At 65.6% G+C, this 15,979-nt stretch carries 18 protein-coding genes and 1 tRNA gene; 8 read left to right on the top strand and 11 right to left on the bottom strand.

From position 1 onward, the window contains the following. The first annotated feature begins 112 nt into the window (after positions 1-112). Together ACVIGB_RS28205 and ACVIGB_RS28200 are read left to right on the top strand one after the other, a co-directional pair. Positions 113-1,162, top strand: coding sequence for a hypothetical protein (locus tag ACVIGB_RS28205; RefSeq protein ID WP_456720177.1), 1,050 nt, complete (start codon positions 113-115; stop codon positions 1,160-1,162). Between the two features lie 118 nt (positions 1,163-1,280). After that, a complete protein-coding gene (locus tag ACVIGB_RS28200) occupies positions 1,281-2,723 on the top strand; it encodes an MATE family efflux transporter (protein WP_456720178.1) in 1,443 nt (480 codons plus the stop codon). Between the two features lie 18 nt (positions 2,724-2,741). Here ACVIGB_RS28200 and ACVIGB_RS28195 read toward each other — a convergent pair whose 3' ends face one another. From ACVIGB_RS28195 to ACVIGB_RS28185, 3 genes are read right to left on the bottom strand one after another with little or no spacing between them, the layout of a single operon-like run. Beyond that, positions 2,742-3,158 (bottom strand): SRPBCC family protein, encoded by a 417-nt coding sequence (locus ACVIGB_RS28195; RefSeq protein ID WP_456720179.1) that lies wholly within the window; start codon positions 3,156-3,158, stop codon positions 2,742-2,744. Positions 3,159-3,194: 36 nt separating this feature from the next. Further along, the gene (locus ACVIGB_RS28190) at positions 3,195-3,554 is read right to left on the bottom strand and encodes a VOC family protein (RefSeq protein WP_176528760.1); all 360 of its coding nucleotides are present in this window, start codon (positions 3,552-3,554) and stop codon (positions 3,195-3,197) included. A gap of 56 nt (positions 3,555-3,610) precedes the next feature. Further along, positions 3,611-4,450: a helix-turn-helix domain-containing protein gene (locus ACVIGB_RS28185; RefSeq protein ID WP_456720180.1), complete on the bottom strand. Its 840-nt coding sequence runs from the start codon at positions 4,448-4,450 to the stop codon at positions 3,611-3,613. 260 nt (positions 4,451-4,710) lie between these two features. Here ACVIGB_RS28185 and ACVIGB_RS28180 point away from each other — a divergent pair, with 260 nt between their 5' ends. The 4 genes from ACVIGB_RS28180 (at position 4,711) to ACVIGB_RS28165 (ending at position 6,953) form a co-directional block, all read left to right on the top strand. Further along, complete coding sequence (locus ACVIGB_RS28180) at positions 4,711-6,231, top strand: 4-amino-4-deoxy-L-arabinose transferase (RefSeq protein WP_456720181.1); 1,521 nt, start codon at positions 4,711-4,713, stop codon at positions 6,229-6,231. 108 nt (positions 6,232-6,339) lie between these two features. Further along, positions 6,340-6,413, top strand: a tRNA-Gly gene (locus tag ACVIGB_RS28175). 75 nt (positions 6,414-6,488) lie between these two features. After that, positions 6,489-6,740 carry a DUF3551 domain-containing protein gene (locus ACVIGB_RS28170; protein ID WP_212319774.1) on the top strand — a complete coding sequence of 84 codons (252 nt, stop codon included), beginning with the start codon at positions 6,489-6,491 and terminating at the stop codon, positions 6,738-6,740. 42 nt (positions 6,741-6,782) lie between these two features. Beyond that, positions 6,783-6,953: a hypothetical protein gene (locus ACVIGB_RS28165; protein WP_456720182.1), complete on the top strand. Its 171-nt coding sequence runs from the start codon at positions 6,783-6,785 to the stop codon at positions 6,951-6,953. Positions 6,954-7,162: 209 nt separating this feature from the next. Here ACVIGB_RS28165 and ACVIGB_RS28160 read toward each other — a convergent pair whose 3' ends face one another. Then, positions 7,163-8,182 (bottom strand): LLM class flavin-dependent oxidoreductase, encoded by a 1,020-nt coding sequence (locus tag ACVIGB_RS28160; protein WP_456720183.1) that lies wholly within the window; start codon positions 8,180-8,182, stop codon positions 7,163-7,165. A gap of 247 nt (positions 8,183-8,429) precedes the next feature. Here ACVIGB_RS28160 and ACVIGB_RS28155 point away from each other — a divergent pair, with 247 nt between their 5' ends. Continuing rightward, positions 8,430-9,596, top strand: coding sequence for an NADH:flavin oxidoreductase/NADH oxidase (locus ACVIGB_RS28155; RefSeq protein WP_456720184.1), 1,167 nt, complete (start codon positions 8,430-8,432; stop codon positions 9,594-9,596). Between the two features lie 38 nt (positions 9,597-9,634). Further along, on the top strand, positions 9,635-10,564 hold the full coding sequence (locus ACVIGB_RS28150) for a dihydrodipicolinate synthase family protein (RefSeq protein WP_456720185.1): 930 nt from the start codon (positions 9,635-9,637) through the stop codon (positions 10,562-10,564). A gap of 6 nt (positions 10,565-10,570) precedes the next feature. Here the strand turns inward: ACVIGB_RS28150 and ACVIGB_RS28145 are convergent, their stop codons facing one another. From ACVIGB_RS28145 to ACVIGB_RS28115, 7 genes are all read right to left on the bottom strand, one after another. Continuing rightward, positions 10,571-11,740 carry a cytochrome P450 gene (locus ACVIGB_RS28145; protein ID WP_456720186.1) on the bottom strand — a complete coding sequence of 390 codons (1,170 nt, stop codon included), beginning with the start codon at positions 11,738-11,740 and terminating at the stop codon, positions 10,571-10,573. A gap of 105 nt (positions 11,741-11,845) precedes the next feature. Beyond that, positions 11,846-12,643, bottom strand: a complete 798-nt coding sequence (locus tag ACVIGB_RS28140) for a helix-turn-helix transcriptional regulator (RefSeq protein ID WP_456720187.1) — start codon at positions 12,641-12,643, stop codon at positions 11,846-11,848. 164 nt (positions 12,644-12,807) lie between these two features. Next, a complete protein-coding gene (locus tag ACVIGB_RS28135) occupies positions 12,808-13,170 on the bottom strand; it encodes a nuclear transport factor 2 family protein (RefSeq protein WP_456720188.1) in 363 nt (120 codons plus the stop codon). A 94-nt stretch (positions 13,171-13,264) separates the two neighbouring features. After that, on the bottom strand, positions 13,265-13,585 hold the full coding sequence (locus tag ACVIGB_RS28130; RefSeq protein WP_456720189.1) for a cupredoxin domain-containing protein: 321 nt from the start codon (positions 13,583-13,585) through the stop codon (positions 13,265-13,267). Between the two features lie 11 nt (positions 13,586-13,596). Then, entirely contained in the window at positions 13,597-14,118 is a 522-nt protein-coding gene (locus tag ACVIGB_RS28125; protein WP_456720190.1) for a DUF4142 domain-containing protein, read from the bottom strand. A gap of 95 nt (positions 14,119-14,213) precedes the next feature. Beyond that, on the bottom strand, positions 14,214-14,903 hold the full coding sequence (locus tag ACVIGB_RS28120) for an RNA polymerase sigma factor (protein ID WP_456720191.1): 690 nt from the start codon (positions 14,901-14,903) through the stop codon (positions 14,214-14,216). 104 nt (positions 14,904-15,007) lie between these two features. Beyond that, positions 15,008-15,916 carry a LysR family transcriptional regulator gene (locus tag ACVIGB_RS28115; RefSeq protein WP_456720192.1) on the bottom strand — a complete coding sequence of 303 codons (909 nt, stop codon included), beginning with the start codon at positions 15,914-15,916 and terminating at the stop codon, positions 15,008-15,010. Between the last annotated feature and the right edge of the window lie 63 nt (positions 15,917-15,979).

Below are 15,979 nucleotides of genomic sequence, written 5' to 3'. Positions count from 1 at the left end.
AATCCGGGACGGTGCATACGTGGATTGAGCCGTCCCGGATTGCGCTTCGCTGCATCCGGGCTACGATTGCGCATGCGAGCTCGACCTCGCCAACAAGAGCCAGGGAGCGAACATGACCGCAGGCGAAAGCGCACAAGAGGCGCAGTGGCGGAAGTGGCGCAGCGTTGCCGATCTCTATCACGCCTTCTTCACGGGGCTGATCCTCACCGTGGTCACGCGGCGCGGCACCGCCGACGCAGCCGAATTCGTCTTCCGCGTGTTTCGCCGCCAGCAGCAGGAGCGCTTCCTGCCCGGCTTGAAGAAGCTCGGCCTCGACGGCCTGCCGCCCGCGGTCGCGGCCGCGCGATATCACTATCTCTCCAACTGGATCGGCGGCGTGCATGTCGAATACATGTACGAGACCGACCGCAAGGCCTGGATCCGCTATCCGCCGCCGCGCTGGATCTGGAAGGGCACGGCGATCTGCGGCGTGCCCGGCGAGGTCTCGCGCGCGATGCTGCGCGGCTGGCACGCCAACAACGGTGTCGCGCTCGGCGATCTCAGGCTCGGCTTCGTCTGCACCAAGCAGAGCGTCGACGGCCAGGACGGGCTCGAGGGCTACTACTGCGAATACGATCATCCGCTCGAGCTCGACCAGCGCCTGGTGTTCGCGCGCCATCTCGAGGCGCCGCTGTTCGATTCCAGAACCGCGCCGGCATTGCCGGTCGACAGCTGGCCGAAACCGCGGCTGGAAAAGGCCTATCGCAACTACGCGATGGAATATGTGAAGACGGCCGCGCCCGTCATCGTGCAGGTGTTCGGCCCCGAGGATGCGAGCTATCTGCTGCATCTGACCGGCAAGCTCATTGGCATGCAGTATTACGACGAGGTCGCGCAGGCGCTCGGTGGCCGTCGTGGCCGTGCCGCGGAATTTGCCGCATTCCTGCGCGTGCTGTTCGAGTCGCAGCACGATGTCGCTGACATCAGCGAGTCCGAGGGCCAGTTCGAGATCCGCCAGCAGGGCTGGAAGCTGATGGCCGACGTGGCCGATTATCACCCGGCCTGCGCCAGCGTTCTGACGGGTCTGCTTGAGGGGCTGGCAGCTGGCTGCGGACGGCATATTCCGGTGCATCTGAAGCCGAATGGCGCCGCCGGCGCGCCGTTCGTCTGGTCGATCGGCTAGGTCAGAGGTTCACCTGCAATCACGCAGGCCCCCCTTGCGTCCCGCGCACGTGGAATCCCCGTTCGCCATGGTAGGGAAACACCATGGCGCGGCTCCCAGACTGCGCGCGGGAGTAGAAATGTCCGACCTCGGCCTCGCCGAAATACCTGTCGACGAACAAGAACGGCCGCTGCCGCCGCCGGTGACCAGGCCGGCGCGCAATGCGCTGCTCGACGGGCCGATTTTGCGCACGCTGTTGTGGCTGGCGTGGCCGAACGTGATCGCGCTCTCCGCAGGCACCTGCGTGGTGATCGCGGAGACCTCCTATATCGGCCGTCTCGGCGTCGAATCGCTGGCGGCGATGGCGCTGCTGTTTCCCTGCGTGATCCTGACCATGACGATGTCCGGTGGTGCGATGGGCGGCGGGGTCGCATCCGCGATCGCGCGCGCGCTTGGCGCCGGCGAGATCGAGCGGGCATCGACACTTGCAATGCATGCGCTGCTGATCGGATTGACGTTCGGTCTGACTTTCATGCTGGGCATGCTGACCTTCGGTCCGCGCCTGCTCGAATTGCTCGGCGGCCGCGGCAATGTGCTGGCGCAGGCGATCGCCTATTCGCAGATCTTCTTCGGCGGCGCGATCCTGCCCTGGCTGATGAACACCATGGCCGGCATCCTGCGCGGCACCGGCAACATGAAGCTGCCGTCGACCATGATCCTGTCCTCGGCGGTGTGGCAGATCATTCTCGGCGGCACGCTCGGGCTCGGCCTCGGGCCGGTGCCGCAATTCGGCATGCGCGGCGTCGCGGCGGGTTCGCTGATCGCCTATTCGATCAGCATCAGCGTGATGGGCTGGTATCTGTTCTCGGGCCGCGCCCGCGTGAAGCCGAAGCTCAAGGGACTGCGCGTGCAATGGGTGATGTTCATCGACATCCTCAAGGTCGGCGCGGTCTCCTGCTTCTCGCCACTGCAATCGGTTTTGACGATCTCGATCTTCACCCACATGCTGGCGCAGTTCGGCACCGCAGTGCTCGCCGGCTATGGCATCGGCGCGCGGCTCGAATTCATGCTGACCTCGGTCGCCTTCGCGGTCGGCATCGCCTCGGTGCCGATGATCGGTATGGCCGTCGGGGCCGAGCGCGTCGCGCGGGCGCGGCGCATCGCCTGGACCGCGGGCACGCTGTCGTTCCTCGCGGTCGGCGTGGTCGGCAGCTTCATCGCCGTCTTCCCAGACCTCTGGGTCAATCTGTTCACCAATGATCCGCATGTGCGGGCGACCAGCCATCAATACCTGTCGACCGCCGCGCCGATGTACGCCTTCATCGGTCTGGCGATGTCGATGTATTTCTCCTCGCAAGGTGCTGCGAAGGTGCTGGGTCCGGTGCTGGCGCAGACCGCGCGGCTGATCTTCATCGGCGCCGGCGGCTGGTGGCTGTCGACGCATGAGGCGAGTGCGCAAAACTTCTTCGCGCTCGCCGCCGCATCGATGGGCGTGCTCGGCGTGCTCTCCTGCCTCAGCGTGATCCTGACGCGCTGGGGCCGATCTGCACCGGTCGCCGAGGCGCAACCGGCGCTGTCGTAGGTCGTACGACCTGGAAGCTCACGCCGCGTTCTTGTTCCTGGCCGATTTGGCCTGTGCGGCCTGCATCGCGGCCGCGCCGAGGTCCATCTGCGCGTCCATATAGGGCGCGACCTCGTGCGGCAGCACATCGGCGATCCATACGACCCGGCAGCGCGCATCGCCTTCGGCAAATACCTGCACCGAGGCGGAATGCTGCTTCAACCGCTCGCTGGTGATCGCATAGACCAGCCGTTGTCGCTGGTCGTCGCAATCAACCAGCGTTTCGCTCGCCACGGTGCCGTTGGCGAAGGTGACGGTGCGGACGTCGCCGACGAGTTGCGTGTCGGTCACGAAGCCCGGCGCCAGCCGGGTATGCAGCGCGCCGAAATCGCGCAGTGCGTCCCAGACATGATCGGCCGGCGCGTCGATCGGAATGTCCTTGTGAATCGAAGCCATGGAATGTGGTCCTTTAATCAGGATGACGATTGAGGTTTAGGTCGACACTGCCTCGACATTGTTGCCGTCGGGGTCGAGCAGGAACGCCGCGTAGTAGGTCGGGCTGTAGTCCTTGCGATGGCCCGCCGCGCCGTTGTCCTTGCCGCCGGCGTTCAGGCCCTCGGTGTGGAATTTCTTGATCGCGTCATGGCTCGGGGCGCGGAACGCGATGTGGGCGCCGCCCTGGGTCTTGCCTTTGTGCAGATGCAGCCAGAGCGCCGGTTCGCCTTTCGGGCCGAAGCCTGCGCCGCTGTCGTCGCGCGAGCAGAGCACGAAGCCGAGCGGCGCCAGCACCGCGGTGTAGAAGCGCACGCTGGCGTCGAGGTCGGCGACGCGCAATCCGATGTGGTCGTACATGATGGGGTCTCCAGTCGCTGGGCGCGTCGATAGACGCGCGGACCGGAGCAACCCTGCTATTGCAGCGCAAGGCGTTCTTGGAGAATCTTGCGGTCGCCGCGAGAGGCCTGGCGGAACTTCAGCGGCGAGGCACCCGCGGCGCGGTGGAAGCTGCGCACGAAATTGGAGAGATCGCCGAAGCCGACGTCATAGGCGATATCGGTGACCGGGCTGTCGTCATCCACCAGCCGTCGCGCCGCATGGCGCAGCCGCGAACGCACGAGATATTGATGCGGGGTCACGCCGAGCACGGCGGAGAACAGCCGCAGGAAATGGAAGGTGCTTAGGCCGGCCTGCTCAGCGGCATCGTCGAGATCGATCTGATGGTGTGAATTGGCGTCGATCCACAGCGCCGCTTCAACGGCGCGGCGGCGGTCGCGCAGGCCGGCGGTCAGGGGCTTCGCCTTGCGGTCCGACACCAGCTCGACAAGGCGGCTGGTGAGGAGGTGGCCGATCTCGTCGAGGCCGACGTCGCTGTTGCCAGCTGCTGCCGTTTGGGCGAGCTCCGCGATCACCATCAATTCTGGCAGCGGCGGCACCGAGCCGACCTGCCAGACCGAGGTGCGGTCGCCGATCGTCTCGACCAGCTCCCGGTCCAGGAAGAAGGACAGGCATTCGTCGCCGACCACATGGTCGTGCGTGCAGGTGTATTCATCGCCGGGGTGGCCGACCAGGATCGAGCCTGCCACCAGCTCATGGAAGCGGCCGCGGCAATGGCAGCCGAAGCTGCCGCTGCGCACATAGGACACCGAATGGCAGGCGAACTGCTCGACGAACGGTTTGTCGCCGGGCTCCGCCGTGCAGCGAAACTCGTTCACCGTGATGCGATCGCGCTGCAACAGTGTGGTCTGGGTCATACCCCAGATTTAGGGGGGCGGCCGTGGCAGCGCAACGCCGGCAAGATCACCATTGCTGCCACGCATGATCGCAGCGGTACCCCACGATCGCCTCGATCTCCCCGGGGGCCGCATCTCGCCCGCATCTGGAATCTTGACGTTCGGTTAAGCATGTCACGGCTGGACTGTGCGGCCCGACGCATCCTCCGGTCACGCATCTTAAAGGCTTTGCCCGCTATCTGGTCGCCGGCATGCTGCTCCAAAAGACGATCGGCGGAACGATGACGAGCACGAGCGCCGAAGCCGCGCCCGGCAGCGCAGGCATAACCGGGCGCGCGAGCGGGCGTGTTCACCCGCTCTTCGCGTTGCTGCTGCTGGCGTTGGTGTTGCGCCTTGCGGCCGCGGTCTGGCCCAACGTGATCTATCCCGACGAGACCTTTCAGTATCTCGAGCCGGCGTGGCGGATGCTCGGCCATGACGGCATCTTGACGTGGGAATGGCGCGACGGCATTCGCGGCTGGTTCCTGCCGACATTGATGGCCGGGCCGGTTGCCCTCGGCGATGCGATTGCGCCTGGTGGCGCAGGTGCGTTCCTGGTGCCGCGTCTGATCGCCGCATGCGCGTCGCTGTCGATCGTGGTCAGCGCCTGGTTGCTTGGCGCGCGGGTCTCGCGCACCCATGCCGTCGTCACGGCCTTCGCGGCCGCGGCCTGGTTCGAATTGATCATGCTCGCGCCACACACATTGGGCGAGCCGCTGGCGACAGCACTCATCGTGCCGGCGGCGCTGCTGGTCACCGATCGTCCGTCACAGCGGCGTCTTGCGATCGGCGGTGCCTTGCTCGCCTTCGCCTTTGTCTGCCGCTTCCAGTTTGCGCCGGCGATCGCCGTGCTGGCCCTCGGGGCGTGCTGGGCACGCTTGCGAAACCTGGTTCCGCTGGTCGCCGGCGGGCTCGTTGCGATGCTGCTGGCCGCCGCGATGGACCTGGCGCATGGCAGCGTGCCGTTTGCCTGGCTGATCGCCAATATCAGGGAAAACCTTGTCCACGATCGCGCCATCGAATTCGGCGTGTCGCCGCCGTCGGCCTATCTCATCGACTTCCTGACCGTCTGGTCGGTGGCGATCCTGCTCCCGCTCGCTGCGATCTGGCGCGGCTGGCGGCACGCACCGCTGCTCGCGACCGTGGCGCTGGTCAACCTCGTCTTCCACAGCCTGATCGCGCACAAGGAATACCGCTTCATCTTCCTGTCGGTGGTGCTGTTCACCATCGTCGCGGCGCTGGGATCGGCCGATTGGGTCCGATGGCTGCGTGCGAAAGACACGTGGCGCCGCTGGGCATTGCCGATCGTCCTCGGCGGTTGGGCGCTGCTGTCGGTGGCGCTGGCTGGCACCAGCGAAGAGATGCGCGAGTACTGGACGCGCGGCGTCGGCGCTGCGCGGCTCGCGGCTGAGTTGCGCAGCGATCCGCAGATGTGCGGCCTTGCGCTTTACGACGTTCGTTTCCAGCAGTTGCCGGGGCGGGAACGACTGGTCGGCCCGGTGCCGCTCTATGCGCTGCAACCTGCCGATCCGCTCGCCGAGCTGATCCTGCCGCCGCTGCTGCTGCGGGCGACCAAGCCGGCCTTCAACCGGATCCTTGCGCGGCCCGAGGCCGCAGGCGATCTGCCGGCGGATTTTTCACGGCAAAGCTGTGCCCGCGTCGGCTTCAGCGATGCCTGCATCTATGCGCGCGGCGGAAGCTGCGACGCATCCGCGGCTGCGCCCTTTGTGATCAATGACGTGCTTGTGAGGATGGGCTGGTAGCGGGCGGCGACGCGGCGATCGGTGTCAATGCACGCTTGATCCTCTGCCTCGGCCCGGGCTATGGTCCGGCGGTCGCACCCACGGGGTCGACCTCAAGCAATTGAGATCGCGGGCGTAGTTCAATGGTAGAACGGCAGCTTCCCAAGCTGCATACGAGGGTTCGATTCCCTTCGCCCGCTCCAGCCCCAAAGCTAAATTGCACGGGGCGGTCTTGTCGGCGAGACAATATATTTCTCGGCAATAGCAGGAGACTAGACGTGAGGTTGCTTGGAGCGCTGCTGCTCGCGCTGGGCGCGCTTTGCACGACGAAGCCGGCATCGGCACAAATGTATGATCCTCGCTACCCGGTCTGCATGCGTGTTTACGGGGAACTGGTCGGCGATCGAATGGATTGTATCTTCATGTCGATGAAGGAGTGCCAGGCCAGCGCTGCGGGGAATCCGGCAACCTGCCTGGTTAATCCTTTTTATGCACCAAGACCGGTGCATCGCGGCGGGCCTGAACGATGACCCTTCCGCTCGTATCCGCGAGCGTTCATTTGAGATCAATGTATGGAATGGTGGACCTACGCGCTGTTTGCGATTGTTGTGATCGGATGCGTATTTGTCGTTCGCGCCCGCCGCGGCAGGAATTCGAGCGAGGATCAGGAGCTGAACCGGCGGATTGACGAGCATGTCGATCGCCTCGATCTCACGCGCCGCAATCGCGATCGGGATTCCTGACCTGGGCAATCCACAGACCGGCCTCGCGCGATGATCCCGGGATATTACGGCGGTCTGTTCACGCAACGTGCGCGCGTAACGCACTGTACTCGACCTGTTCTTCTCACAACACGCAGTTATGTTTCCGTAGTTCTCCGCGTTTGAGAACGGAGTTCCGCCGGAACGCGAGAGCGGCCGGCAAGTGGCCGAGGTTGCATCATCGGTGGTGATCAGCGCCATCCCATGGCGGGCGCGACGTGAGTCAAAATGCTCTCGATCACATGCGCGTTGTAGGCGACGCCGAGTTGATTGGGCACGGTCAGCAGCAGGGTATCGGCCTCCGCGATCGCCTCGTCCGTCTTGAGCTGCTCGATCAGCTTGTCCGGCTCGGCGGCGTAGCCGCGGCCGAAGATCGCGCGTGTCCGCTCGTCGATGAAGCCGATCTGGTCTTCATCCTGCCCGTTGCCGAAATAGGCGCGGTCGCGGTCGTCGACCAGCGCGAAAATGCTGCGGCTCACCGAGACCCGCGGCTCGCGGGTGTGGCCCGCTTCCTTCCAGGCGGCGCGGTAGGCCCGGATCTGCGCGGCCTGCTGGATGTGGAAGGCCTCTCCGGTCTCGTCGCTCTTCAGCGTCGAGCTCTGCAGGTTCATTCCGAGCTTCGCCGCCCAGACCGCGGTGGCGTTCGAACCGGCGCCCCACCAGATGCGCTCGCGCAAGCCTTCCGAGAGCGGTTCGAGCCGCAACAGGCCGGGCGGGTTGGGAAACATCGGCCGCGGATTCGGCTGCGCAAAGCCTTGTCCGCGCAGCATGTCGAGGAAGATCTCGGCATGACGGCGGCCCATGTCGGCGTCGGTCTCGCCTTCGCCAGGCTGATAGCCGAAATAGCGCCAGCCATCGATCACCTGTTCGGGCGAGCCGCGGCTGATGCCGAGTTGCAAACGTCCCCTCGCGATCAGGTCGGCCGCGCCGGCGTCCTCGATCATGTAGAGCGGGTTTTCGTAGCGCATGTCGATCACGGCGGTGCCGATTTCGATCCGGCTGGTCTTGGCGCCGACCGCCGCCAGCAGCGGGAAGGGCGAGGCCAGCTGGCGGGCGAAGTGATGGACGCGAAAATACGCGCCGTCTGCGCCGAGCTCTTCGGCGGCGACCGCGAGGTCGATGGATTGCAGCAGCACATCCGCGGCCGAGCGGGCCTGGGATTGCGGGGAGGGCGTCCAGTGCCCGAACGAGAGGAATCCGATTTTCTTCATGTCGGCAATGTAGGCATATCAGGCGCGAATTGCGAATGGTGGCGTGACCCGGCGATGACGGAAAATGTTTACCAACCGGGGAAAATTTCTGCACCAAGTGTTGCGGGTTTTGCGGATCGCGCCGCAGTGGATGCGCTGCATGCGCGCTGGTCTTGCCGCCTGCGCTGCGGCGCGGCTTGCGATCGGCTCGCGCGCCGCCTAGCTTTCGGCCACCATTTCTCCCGCCACCACGTTCCCGCAGGACCCGATGTCGCAGCCGTTTCTGTTTCAGCCGATCACGCTTCGCGGCGTGACCTCCCGAAACCGCATCCTGATTTCACCGATGTGCCAGTATTCGGCGACCGACGGCCTCGCCAATGACTGGCATCTCGTGCATCTCGGCAAGTTCGCCCAGGGCGGCGCCGGCCTCGTGATGGTCGAGGCCGCGGCGGTCACCGCCGAGGGCCGCATCACCCATGGCGATGTCGGCATCTGGAACGACGAGCAGATCGCGCCGCTCGAACGCATCGCCGCGTTCCTGAAGGACAACGGCGCGGTGCCCTCGATCCAGCTCGCGCATGCCGGCCGCAAGGCCAGCATGCAGCGCCCCTGGTACGGCAATGCCGCACTCGACGAGGCCGACCGCGCCCGCGGCGATCTGCCGTGGCGGACCGTGGCGCCGAGCGCGATCCCGATGGAGGAAGGCTGGCTGATGCCGCACGCGCTCGATGCGGCCGAGCTCGCCGCGTTGCGCGAGCAATGGCGGCGCGCCACCTTGCGCGCAGTGGAGGCTGGCTTCGAATTCGTCGAGGTGCATTGCGCGCATGGCTATCTCCTGCACGAATTCCTGTCGCCATTGTCGAACCGCCGCAGCGACGCCTATGGCGGCGACCGCGCCGGGCGGATGCGCTATCCGCTCGAGATCATCGAGACCGTGCGCGCCGCTTGGCCCGCGGAGCGGCCGCTGTCGGTGCGGATCTCCTCGGTCGATGGTGTCGAAGGCGGCCTGACGCTCGAGGATCAGATCGCATTCGCGCGCGAAGCCAAGGCGCGCGGTGTCGATCTGATCGATTGCTCGTCGGGCGGCCTGCTCGGCTCGGCAACCGCCGCGCGGATTCCGCGCGGCTATGGCTTCCAGGTGCGATATGCGGAGGAAATCCGCCGCGCCGCCGAGATCGCCACTATCGCGGTCGGACTGATCCTGCATCCGCAGCAGGCGGAAGATGTCCTGGCGGGCGGCCATGCCGATCTGGTCGCGATCGGGCGCGAGGCGCTGTTCGATCCGAACTGGCCGCTGCATGCCGAGCTTGCGCTTGGCCGCGGAAGCGGCGAGGTGTTCGCGTCCTGGCCGAAGCAGTATGGTTGGTGGCTGGAGCGGCGCGAGCCGGGCCTGCGCAGGCTCGAAGGTCCGCCGCTGCCGTTCCGCAAGGTGTGACGAATCAAGCTGCGACACATCACGGGGGAGGATTTGACATGACGAGTTCGGCACAGCGTCCCTATCGCGGCGTCTTCCCGGTGGCGCCGACCATCTTCGACGCCAGCGGCAATCTCGACCTCGACGGACAGCGGCGCTGCATCGATTTCATGATCGATGCCGGCTCGCACGGCATCTGCATTCTCGCCAACTTCTCCGAGCAGTTCGTGCTGACCGATGCCGAGCGCGAGACCGTGATGCATGCCGTGCTCGAGCACGTCGCGGGCCGCGTTCCCGTGATCGTCACCACCACGCATTTCTCCTCGGCGGTGTGCGCCGCGCGCAGCCGCGAGGCGGAGGCCGCCGGCGCCGCGATGGTCATGATCATGCCGCCCTATCACGGCGCGACCTTCCGCGTTGGCGAGCCGGGCATCTACGAGTTTTATCGGGTGGTGTCGGATGCGATCAACATCCCGATCATGATCCAGGATGCGCCGGTCGCGGGCACGCCGCTCTCGGTGGACTTCCTGGCGCGGATGGCGAAGGAGCTTGCCAATGTCAGGTACTTCAAGATCGAGGTGCCGATGGCCGCGGGCAAGCTGCGTGGCCTGATCGAGAAGGGCGGCAGCGTGATCGAGGGACCGTGGGACGGCGAGGAGGCGATCACGCTGATGGCCGATCTCGATGCCGGTGCCACCGGTGCGATGACCGGCGGCGGCTATCCCGACGGCATCCGCCAGATCATGGATCCGTTCTTCGCCGGCCGCCGCGACGAGGCCGTGCAGGCCTATGCGCGCTGGCTGCCGCTTATCAACTACGAGAACCGCCAATGCGGGCTGCAGGCCTGCAAGGTGCTGATGCGCGAGGGCGGTGTCATCAAGTCGGACATGGTGCGGCACCCGTTGCAACCGCTGCATCCGGCGACGCGCGCCGGCCTGATCGAGATCGCGCGCACGCTCGATCCGGTCGTGCTGCGCTGGGGGCGGTAGGAGCGCCTACGCGTCCCACGTCACCGGCAAATCCAGCAGGCCGCGGAACGCCCAGCCGCCGATCCGGGGCGGTTTGTCCGCGATCAGGCGCAGATTGTTCAGCCTGTCGAAGATCGCCGGCAGCGCGACGTCGGCGACCATGGCGCGCGAGGCCCAGGCGCCGGCGCAGAAATGCGGACCGGCGCCGAACGCGATGCTCTTGCTGGCGTCGCGGCGCACGTCGAATGCATCAGGCCTGTCGAAATGCTTCTCGTCCCGGTTCGCCGAGCCGAACATCAGGAACACGCGCTCGTTGGTCTCGAATGCGACATCCCTGATCGTCCAGGGCTTTGCGATCCGCCGCGGCGACATCCCGATCGGCGAGATCCAGCGCGCATATTCCTCGAACACCTGTAACCAGGGGATCGCGCCGCTCGTCGCCAGCGCCAGCTGATCCGGATGGGTCAGCAGCGCCCACACCGTGCCGGCGATCGCGTCGCGCGGCTCGTTCTGGCCCCCCGAGATCGCGAGCTTGATGTTGGCGCGCACGCTCTCCATCGGCATGTCGGTCTGCAGCAGCACGCCGAGCAGGCTGAGGTCGGGCGTCTTACGCAGCCTAGGGACCATGTCGTCGATCGCGGCGTCGATGCCCGAGGTCGCCGCATGGCAGCGTGCCTCGATCGCGGGATCGCCGGTGTAGTTGGCGATGCCGTCGATCATGCCCTGCGACCACGCATTCATGTCCTGGAAGCGCATGTTGGTGAGGCCGGTGATCGATTTCAGGCATTCGGCCGAGAATGGCAGCGCGAAGGCCTGCACGAAATCGACCACGCCGTCCGGCGTGAACTCGTCGAGGATGCGCGTCGCGTGTCCGGCGAATTGTGCGGTCCAGTGCGATCTGACGGTCTTCGGCGAGACCGCGGGGAAGATCGCCTTGCGCTCGTTCATGTGCGCATCGCCGTCCTTGCGCATCATGTTGTGGCCCATCAGCCTGTTCATCAGCCCCTCGGGCTGGTGTGACGAGAACACGTCGATCTGCTTCTCGGAGATGAAGATGTCGTCGCGGTTGCACAGCAGCGTGCTGCCGAGCTGCGGCACGAAGGCGATCGGCGCCTCCTTGCGCATGCGCGCCAGCGTCGGATAGGGGTCCTGCCAGAAGGCGGGGACATCGATGTCGAAATGGGGAGCAGTGCTCACGACGTGATCTCAGGTTGGCCTCAGGTTTCGAACCAAGCATAGGCCGGCACACGCGACCGGTCTGTCCCCACGGTTGGGGACAGAGGGGGTGGCCGCTCAGGCTCGTCAGTTCAGCTGGCGTGCCGACGCCATCAGGCGCAGCGCGATCGCGAACAGCTCGTTCTGCGAGGAGATGCCGAGCTTGTCATAGGCGCGCTTGCGATAGGTGAGGGCGGAGTGTAGCCCGATGCCGAGCTCGGCCGCGATCGCTTCCGAGCTGAGACCCGAAAGGATGCCCTGGCAGACCTCCTTCTCGCGGCCGGTCAATCTGGCGAGCGGTTCGGCGGTCGCAAACAGGGTCTTCAGCCGCGCGATCGGATCGGCATCCGCTGCCGGGTCGCGCTGGAAGTGCCGCGCCACGGCTGCGGTCAACGCGGGCGCGACCGCGGCCAGGCGCGCGATCTGTTCGCGGCTGAAGCGGCCTTGCGCGGTGATCTGGTAGAAATTGACATAGAAGCAGGTGTCGCCGGTCCAGATCGCAGAGGCGAACTTGTCGACGATGTCGGAATCGTCGAAGAAAATCTTGCGGTAGCCGTCGCTGTACATCCGGCGGGCGAAGGTCGGCAGCACGATCGGCACGGCCTGCGCCTTGCCCTCGAACACCGCATCGCGGTTCGGGTCGGCCTGATGGAAATGTTCGGAATAGGCGATCCCGAGGTCGCGCCCGGTCGGGATGTTGCCGACGTCGAGCAGGCACGCGGCGGAGCGCGGGCCTGTGAACGAGAACACCATGCAGTGACCAACACCGGCGATGCGGCGCAGCGCGCCGATCAGGGCCTGCGGAAAACTGTCGCGCCCGATCGCCAGCAGCGCCGGCGTGATGTCGCTGACGACCGAAGTCTTGAAGGCGAAATCTGCCTTCATGGCGTCCTCCCTGTGTTTCGGGAAGACTAGCAGCGACATTGCCGGCGTGGAAGCGGTGCGCCAGGCGCTAGTCATGGCGTTTCGCGCCAAGGAGGCCCATTCCCTCGTCATTCCGGGGCTCGACGTTGCGCGTCGCCCCGGAATGACGACCGTGGGAAATCGCGTCAGGCGCCCGGCACCTGGTCGAGGAAGCCGGTGATGCTCCTGATCCGTCCGTCCTTCAGCATGGCGAAGTCGGTGCCCTTGATCGGGCTGTCGACGCCGTCGGGCCCGAGGCCCCAGGAGAAGCGGACATGGTCACCGAAGCCGTTCGGCTCGCCGATCAGCCTGAAGGTGAAGTCCGGGAACTTCTGCTGCACGCCCGCGATCAGCGCGTCGACGCCGTCATGGCCGTCGCCGCTCATCATCGGGTCGACATAACGCGCATCGGCGGTCCAGTTCTCGCTCAGCATCTCGCGCCGCCGGCTCGGCATCCGCTCGTTCCAGAGTTCGATATAGCGGCGGGCGATGGTCGTGTGGTCGGTCATGCTGCTCTCCTTCTGATGGGCCGGACTGTGCGGCTGTCCGGACTATCGAAGGTTCGCCTGCGCCGATCGATTACCTCGGAGGTCATCGCGCAAGTTATGGCGCGATGGTCAGCACCGCCTTCATGTTGGGGTGGTAACGGCAGTAATAGTCGACAGTACCGGCTTTGCTCAGAACCGACCTGGCCGTCTTGTTCGGCGCAATCGTCACGTCGAAGTCGCCATTCTTCGCGGTGGCGGTGTGCGCCAACACGTCCTTGTTGACCCATTCGATGGTGTCGCCGACCTTGGCCGATACCTCGGCCGGCGAGATCACCAAATTCTCCATCACGATCTGGATGATGGCCGCATGCGCCGGGACGGCCATCGCGCCAAGCACGAGCAAAGCGAGCGTTGCGAGATAGCGTCCGGGCGTCATCGCGCGTCTCCTTACTTCATGCTCGCCGCAACATGTTCGGCATGCTGCTCGTGGCCCTGGAAGATCTTCAGGCCGGTCTGCAGCAGGCTCTTCAGCTCGGGATTGCTGGCGGAGGGGATCAGCTGCGTCTCCAGTGCGGTGTTGACGGTCTTGTGGTAGGCGACCTCGTTGTCGATATAGGCCTTGTCGTAGGCTGCGCCCTTCAGCTTGCCGAGCTCGGCGAGCTTGTCGGCCGCCTGCTTCGACAGCGCCTTGCTGGTGTCGTTGTCCTCCGGTGTCACTTTGAGCTTCTTGACGAGGTCGAGCGCCTGCTTGTTCACCGCCTCATGGTCGCGCTCCATGTCCTTGGCGAACGCCTTGACCTCCTTGTTGGAAGCTTTGGTCTCCGCCTGCTTGGCGGCGTTGATGTCGATCACACCTGCCGTGTAGGCGATGTGCGCGATCTGCGGATCGGTCAGCTTGGCGCCTTGGGCCAGCGCCGCGCCGGTGAGAACGCTGAGCGCGGCGACCGCGATGCTCAATCGAACGAACATGGTTTGACACTCCTGTTTGAGCCGGGCGTAGCGCACGGCACGTCGTTGCTTGCACAGGAGTTGGATGGCGCGGACGGCCGGAGGTTCCCAAAAATCTATACTGTGACGCCGAGCCGTTTCAGAACCGCCTCGGTCAATCGCTCGCAGCGCCGGCCCGCGAAGGGAAAGGCCTCCATCACGATGGGGCCGATCTTGCGCTCGACATTGTCGCGCAGCATGGTCCGGGCGCGGTGCAGGCGGGTCTTCACGGTCTCCGGCTTGAGGCCGAGGATATCCGCGGTCTCCTCGACATTCATGCCCTCGATCACGCGGGTGATAAAGACGAGCCGGAACGCCTCGGGCAGCTCATCGATCGCGTGCTCGACAACATGCTGGATTTCGCGCTGGGCCATGGATTTTTCCGGATCGTCCGCTGACGATAGCGGGAACGGGATGATTTGGGCTTCAACGGCGCCTTTCGGCAGCTCGGACCACTCCACGCTTGCGTGTTTGCTGCGCAGGCGGCCGAGCGCCTCGTTCATCGCGATCCGCGACAGCCAGGTCGAGAGGCTGGAGTCACCCCGGAACTGGTCCAGATGGGTGAAGGCGCGCACATAGGCGTCCTGAACCACATCCTCGGCCTCATTGTCGTTGCGGAGGATGCCGCGCGCCAGCCGGAACAGCCGGCGATTATTCGCCTGCATGATGGCACGGATCGCGGCCTCGTCGCGGGCAAGCGCGCGCTGCACGAGCTCGGCATCGCCTGAGCGGATCGGCGGCAGGGACGTTACACGGGCCTGGCGCATGGCGGGATCACCCTCACTGTTGGCGGTATATTACCATTGGATGCCAACCGGCCGCACAGGTTCCCGAGAAAATGGTGATCGGCCAAAATTGAGCCGATCAGCGGTCACGGCCTGATGTAAGCCTCCGGATCACCGCGCGCGTGCGCCTCCATCGCATCGAGGAAGCATCGCACCTTGGCCGGGACGAATTGCCGCGCCGGCAACAGCGCGTGCACGTTGAGCGGCTCGCAGGCGTGGTCCGGCAACAGCCGCCGCAACTCGCCGGCCGCGACCGCGGCGCGGGTGTAGCTCGCAGTGACCCGCAGCACGCCATGGCCGGCGAGCGCCGCCTGCAGGCGGACATGCGCATTCGAGCTTGTGAGCCGCGCGCGATCCACCGCGAGATGCTCGACCACACCGCTGGGTGCGGTGATCGCCCATGGCGGATCGCTGGGACCGGTCAGCAGCGGCAGCTTTCTCAATTCGTCCAGCGTGCGCGGCTCGCCGAATTTCTCCAATAGCGCCGGTGCCGCGAACAGGCCGCGCTCGAGGGTGAAGACGCGGCGGATCACGATGCCGGCCGACGGCAGCGGCGCCTCCAGCATCGCGAACACGATGTCGTAATTTTCGGCGATCGGGTTGACGATGTCGTGCTCGACATCGATTCTAATCGCGAGCTCGGGATAGCGGCCCATCACGGCGCAGGCGACCGGCCCTGCGTGATGCGCGCCGAATTCGTACGGCGCCTTGATGCGCAGGGTGCCGGCGACCGCGCTAGACATCGCCAGCGCCTCGCTATGGGTGTCGTGCAGCGCGGCGAACAGCGGGCGCACCTTGCGATAGATGGTCTCGCCGGAATCGGTCAGCCGCAGATGCCGCGTGGTCCGCTCGATCAGCCGCAGCCCGAGATTGGCCTCGAGACGCTGCACCGCAGCACTGAGGCTCGATTTGGGATGTCCGAGCACGCGCGCGGCCGCGGTGAAGCCGCCATGCTCGACAACCTCGCAAAACACCTCCCAGTCGCGCCATTCCATGGCCGATTGTCCATCCAGCGGTACAGTGTGTCCAGCCAAATCGGATTATCCCGATGACCGAGA

This window comes from Bradyrhizobium sp. USDA 4341 (genome assembly GCF_054063755.1).
This window is presented reverse-complemented; position numbering and strand designations above follow the sequence as displayed.

Bases quoted from the DNA above. Each gene is read 5' to 3' on its own strand.
- ACVIGB_RS28195 (WP_456720179.1), bottom strand. From the start codon at position 3,158: ATGGCTTCGATTCACAAGGACATTCCGATCGACGCGCCGGCCGATCAT.
- ACVIGB_RS28165 (WP_456720182.1), top strand. From the start codon at position 6,783: ATGGAATGGTGGACCTACGCGCTGTTTGCGATTGTTGTGATCGGATGC.
- ACVIGB_RS28190 (WP_176528760.1), bottom strand. From the start codon at position 3,554: ATGTACGACCACATCGGATTGCGCGTCGCCGACCTCGACGCCAGCGTG.
- ACVIGB_RS28120 (WP_456720191.1), bottom strand. From the start codon at position 14,903: ATGCGCCAGGCCCGTGTAACGTCCCTGCCGCCGATCCGCTCAGGCGAT.
- ACVIGB_RS28130 (WP_456720189.1), bottom strand. From the start codon at position 13,585: ATGACGCCCGGACGCTATCTCGCAACGCTCGCTTTGCTCGTGCTTGGC.
- ACVIGB_RS28115 (WP_456720192.1), bottom strand. From the start codon at position 15,916: ATGGAATGGCGCGACTGGGAGGTGTTTTGCGAGGTTGTCGAGCATGGC.
- ACVIGB_RS28200 (WP_456720178.1), top strand. From the start codon at position 1,281: ATGTCCGACCTCGGCCTCGCCGAAATACCTGTCGACGAACAAGAACGG.
- ACVIGB_RS28205 (WP_456720177.1), top strand. From the start codon at position 113: ATGACCGCAGGCGAAAGCGCACAAGAGGCGCAGTGGCGGAAGTGGCGC.
- ACVIGB_RS28135 (WP_456720188.1), bottom strand. From the start codon at position 13,170: ATGACCGACCACACGACCATCGCCCGCCGCTATATCGAACTCTGGAAC.
- ACVIGB_RS28125 (WP_456720190.1), bottom strand. From the start codon at position 14,118: ATGTTCGTTCGATTGAGCATCGCGGTCGCCGCGCTCAGCGTTCTCACC.
- ACVIGB_RS28150 (WP_456720185.1), top strand. From the start codon at position 9,635: ATGACGAGTTCGGCACAGCGTCCCTATCGCGGCGTCTTCCCGGTGGCG.
- ACVIGB_RS28160 (WP_456720183.1), bottom strand. From the start codon at position 8,182: ATGAAGAAAATCGGATTCCTCTCGTTCGGGCACTGGACGCCCTCCCCG.
- ACVIGB_RS28155 (WP_456720184.1), top strand. From the start codon at position 8,430: ATGTCGCAGCCGTTTCTGTTTCAGCCGATCACGCTTCGCGGCGTGACC.
- ACVIGB_RS28185 (WP_456720180.1), bottom strand. From the start codon at position 4,450: ATGACCCAGACCACACTGTTGCAGCGCGATCGCATCACGGTGAACGAG.
- ACVIGB_RS28140 (WP_456720187.1), bottom strand. From the start codon at position 12,643: ATGAAGGCAGATTTCGCCTTCAAGACTTCGGTCGTCAGCGACATCACG.
- ACVIGB_RS28180 (WP_456720181.1), top strand. From the start codon at position 4,711: ATGACGAGCACGAGCGCCGAAGCCGCGCCCGGCAGCGCAGGCATAACC.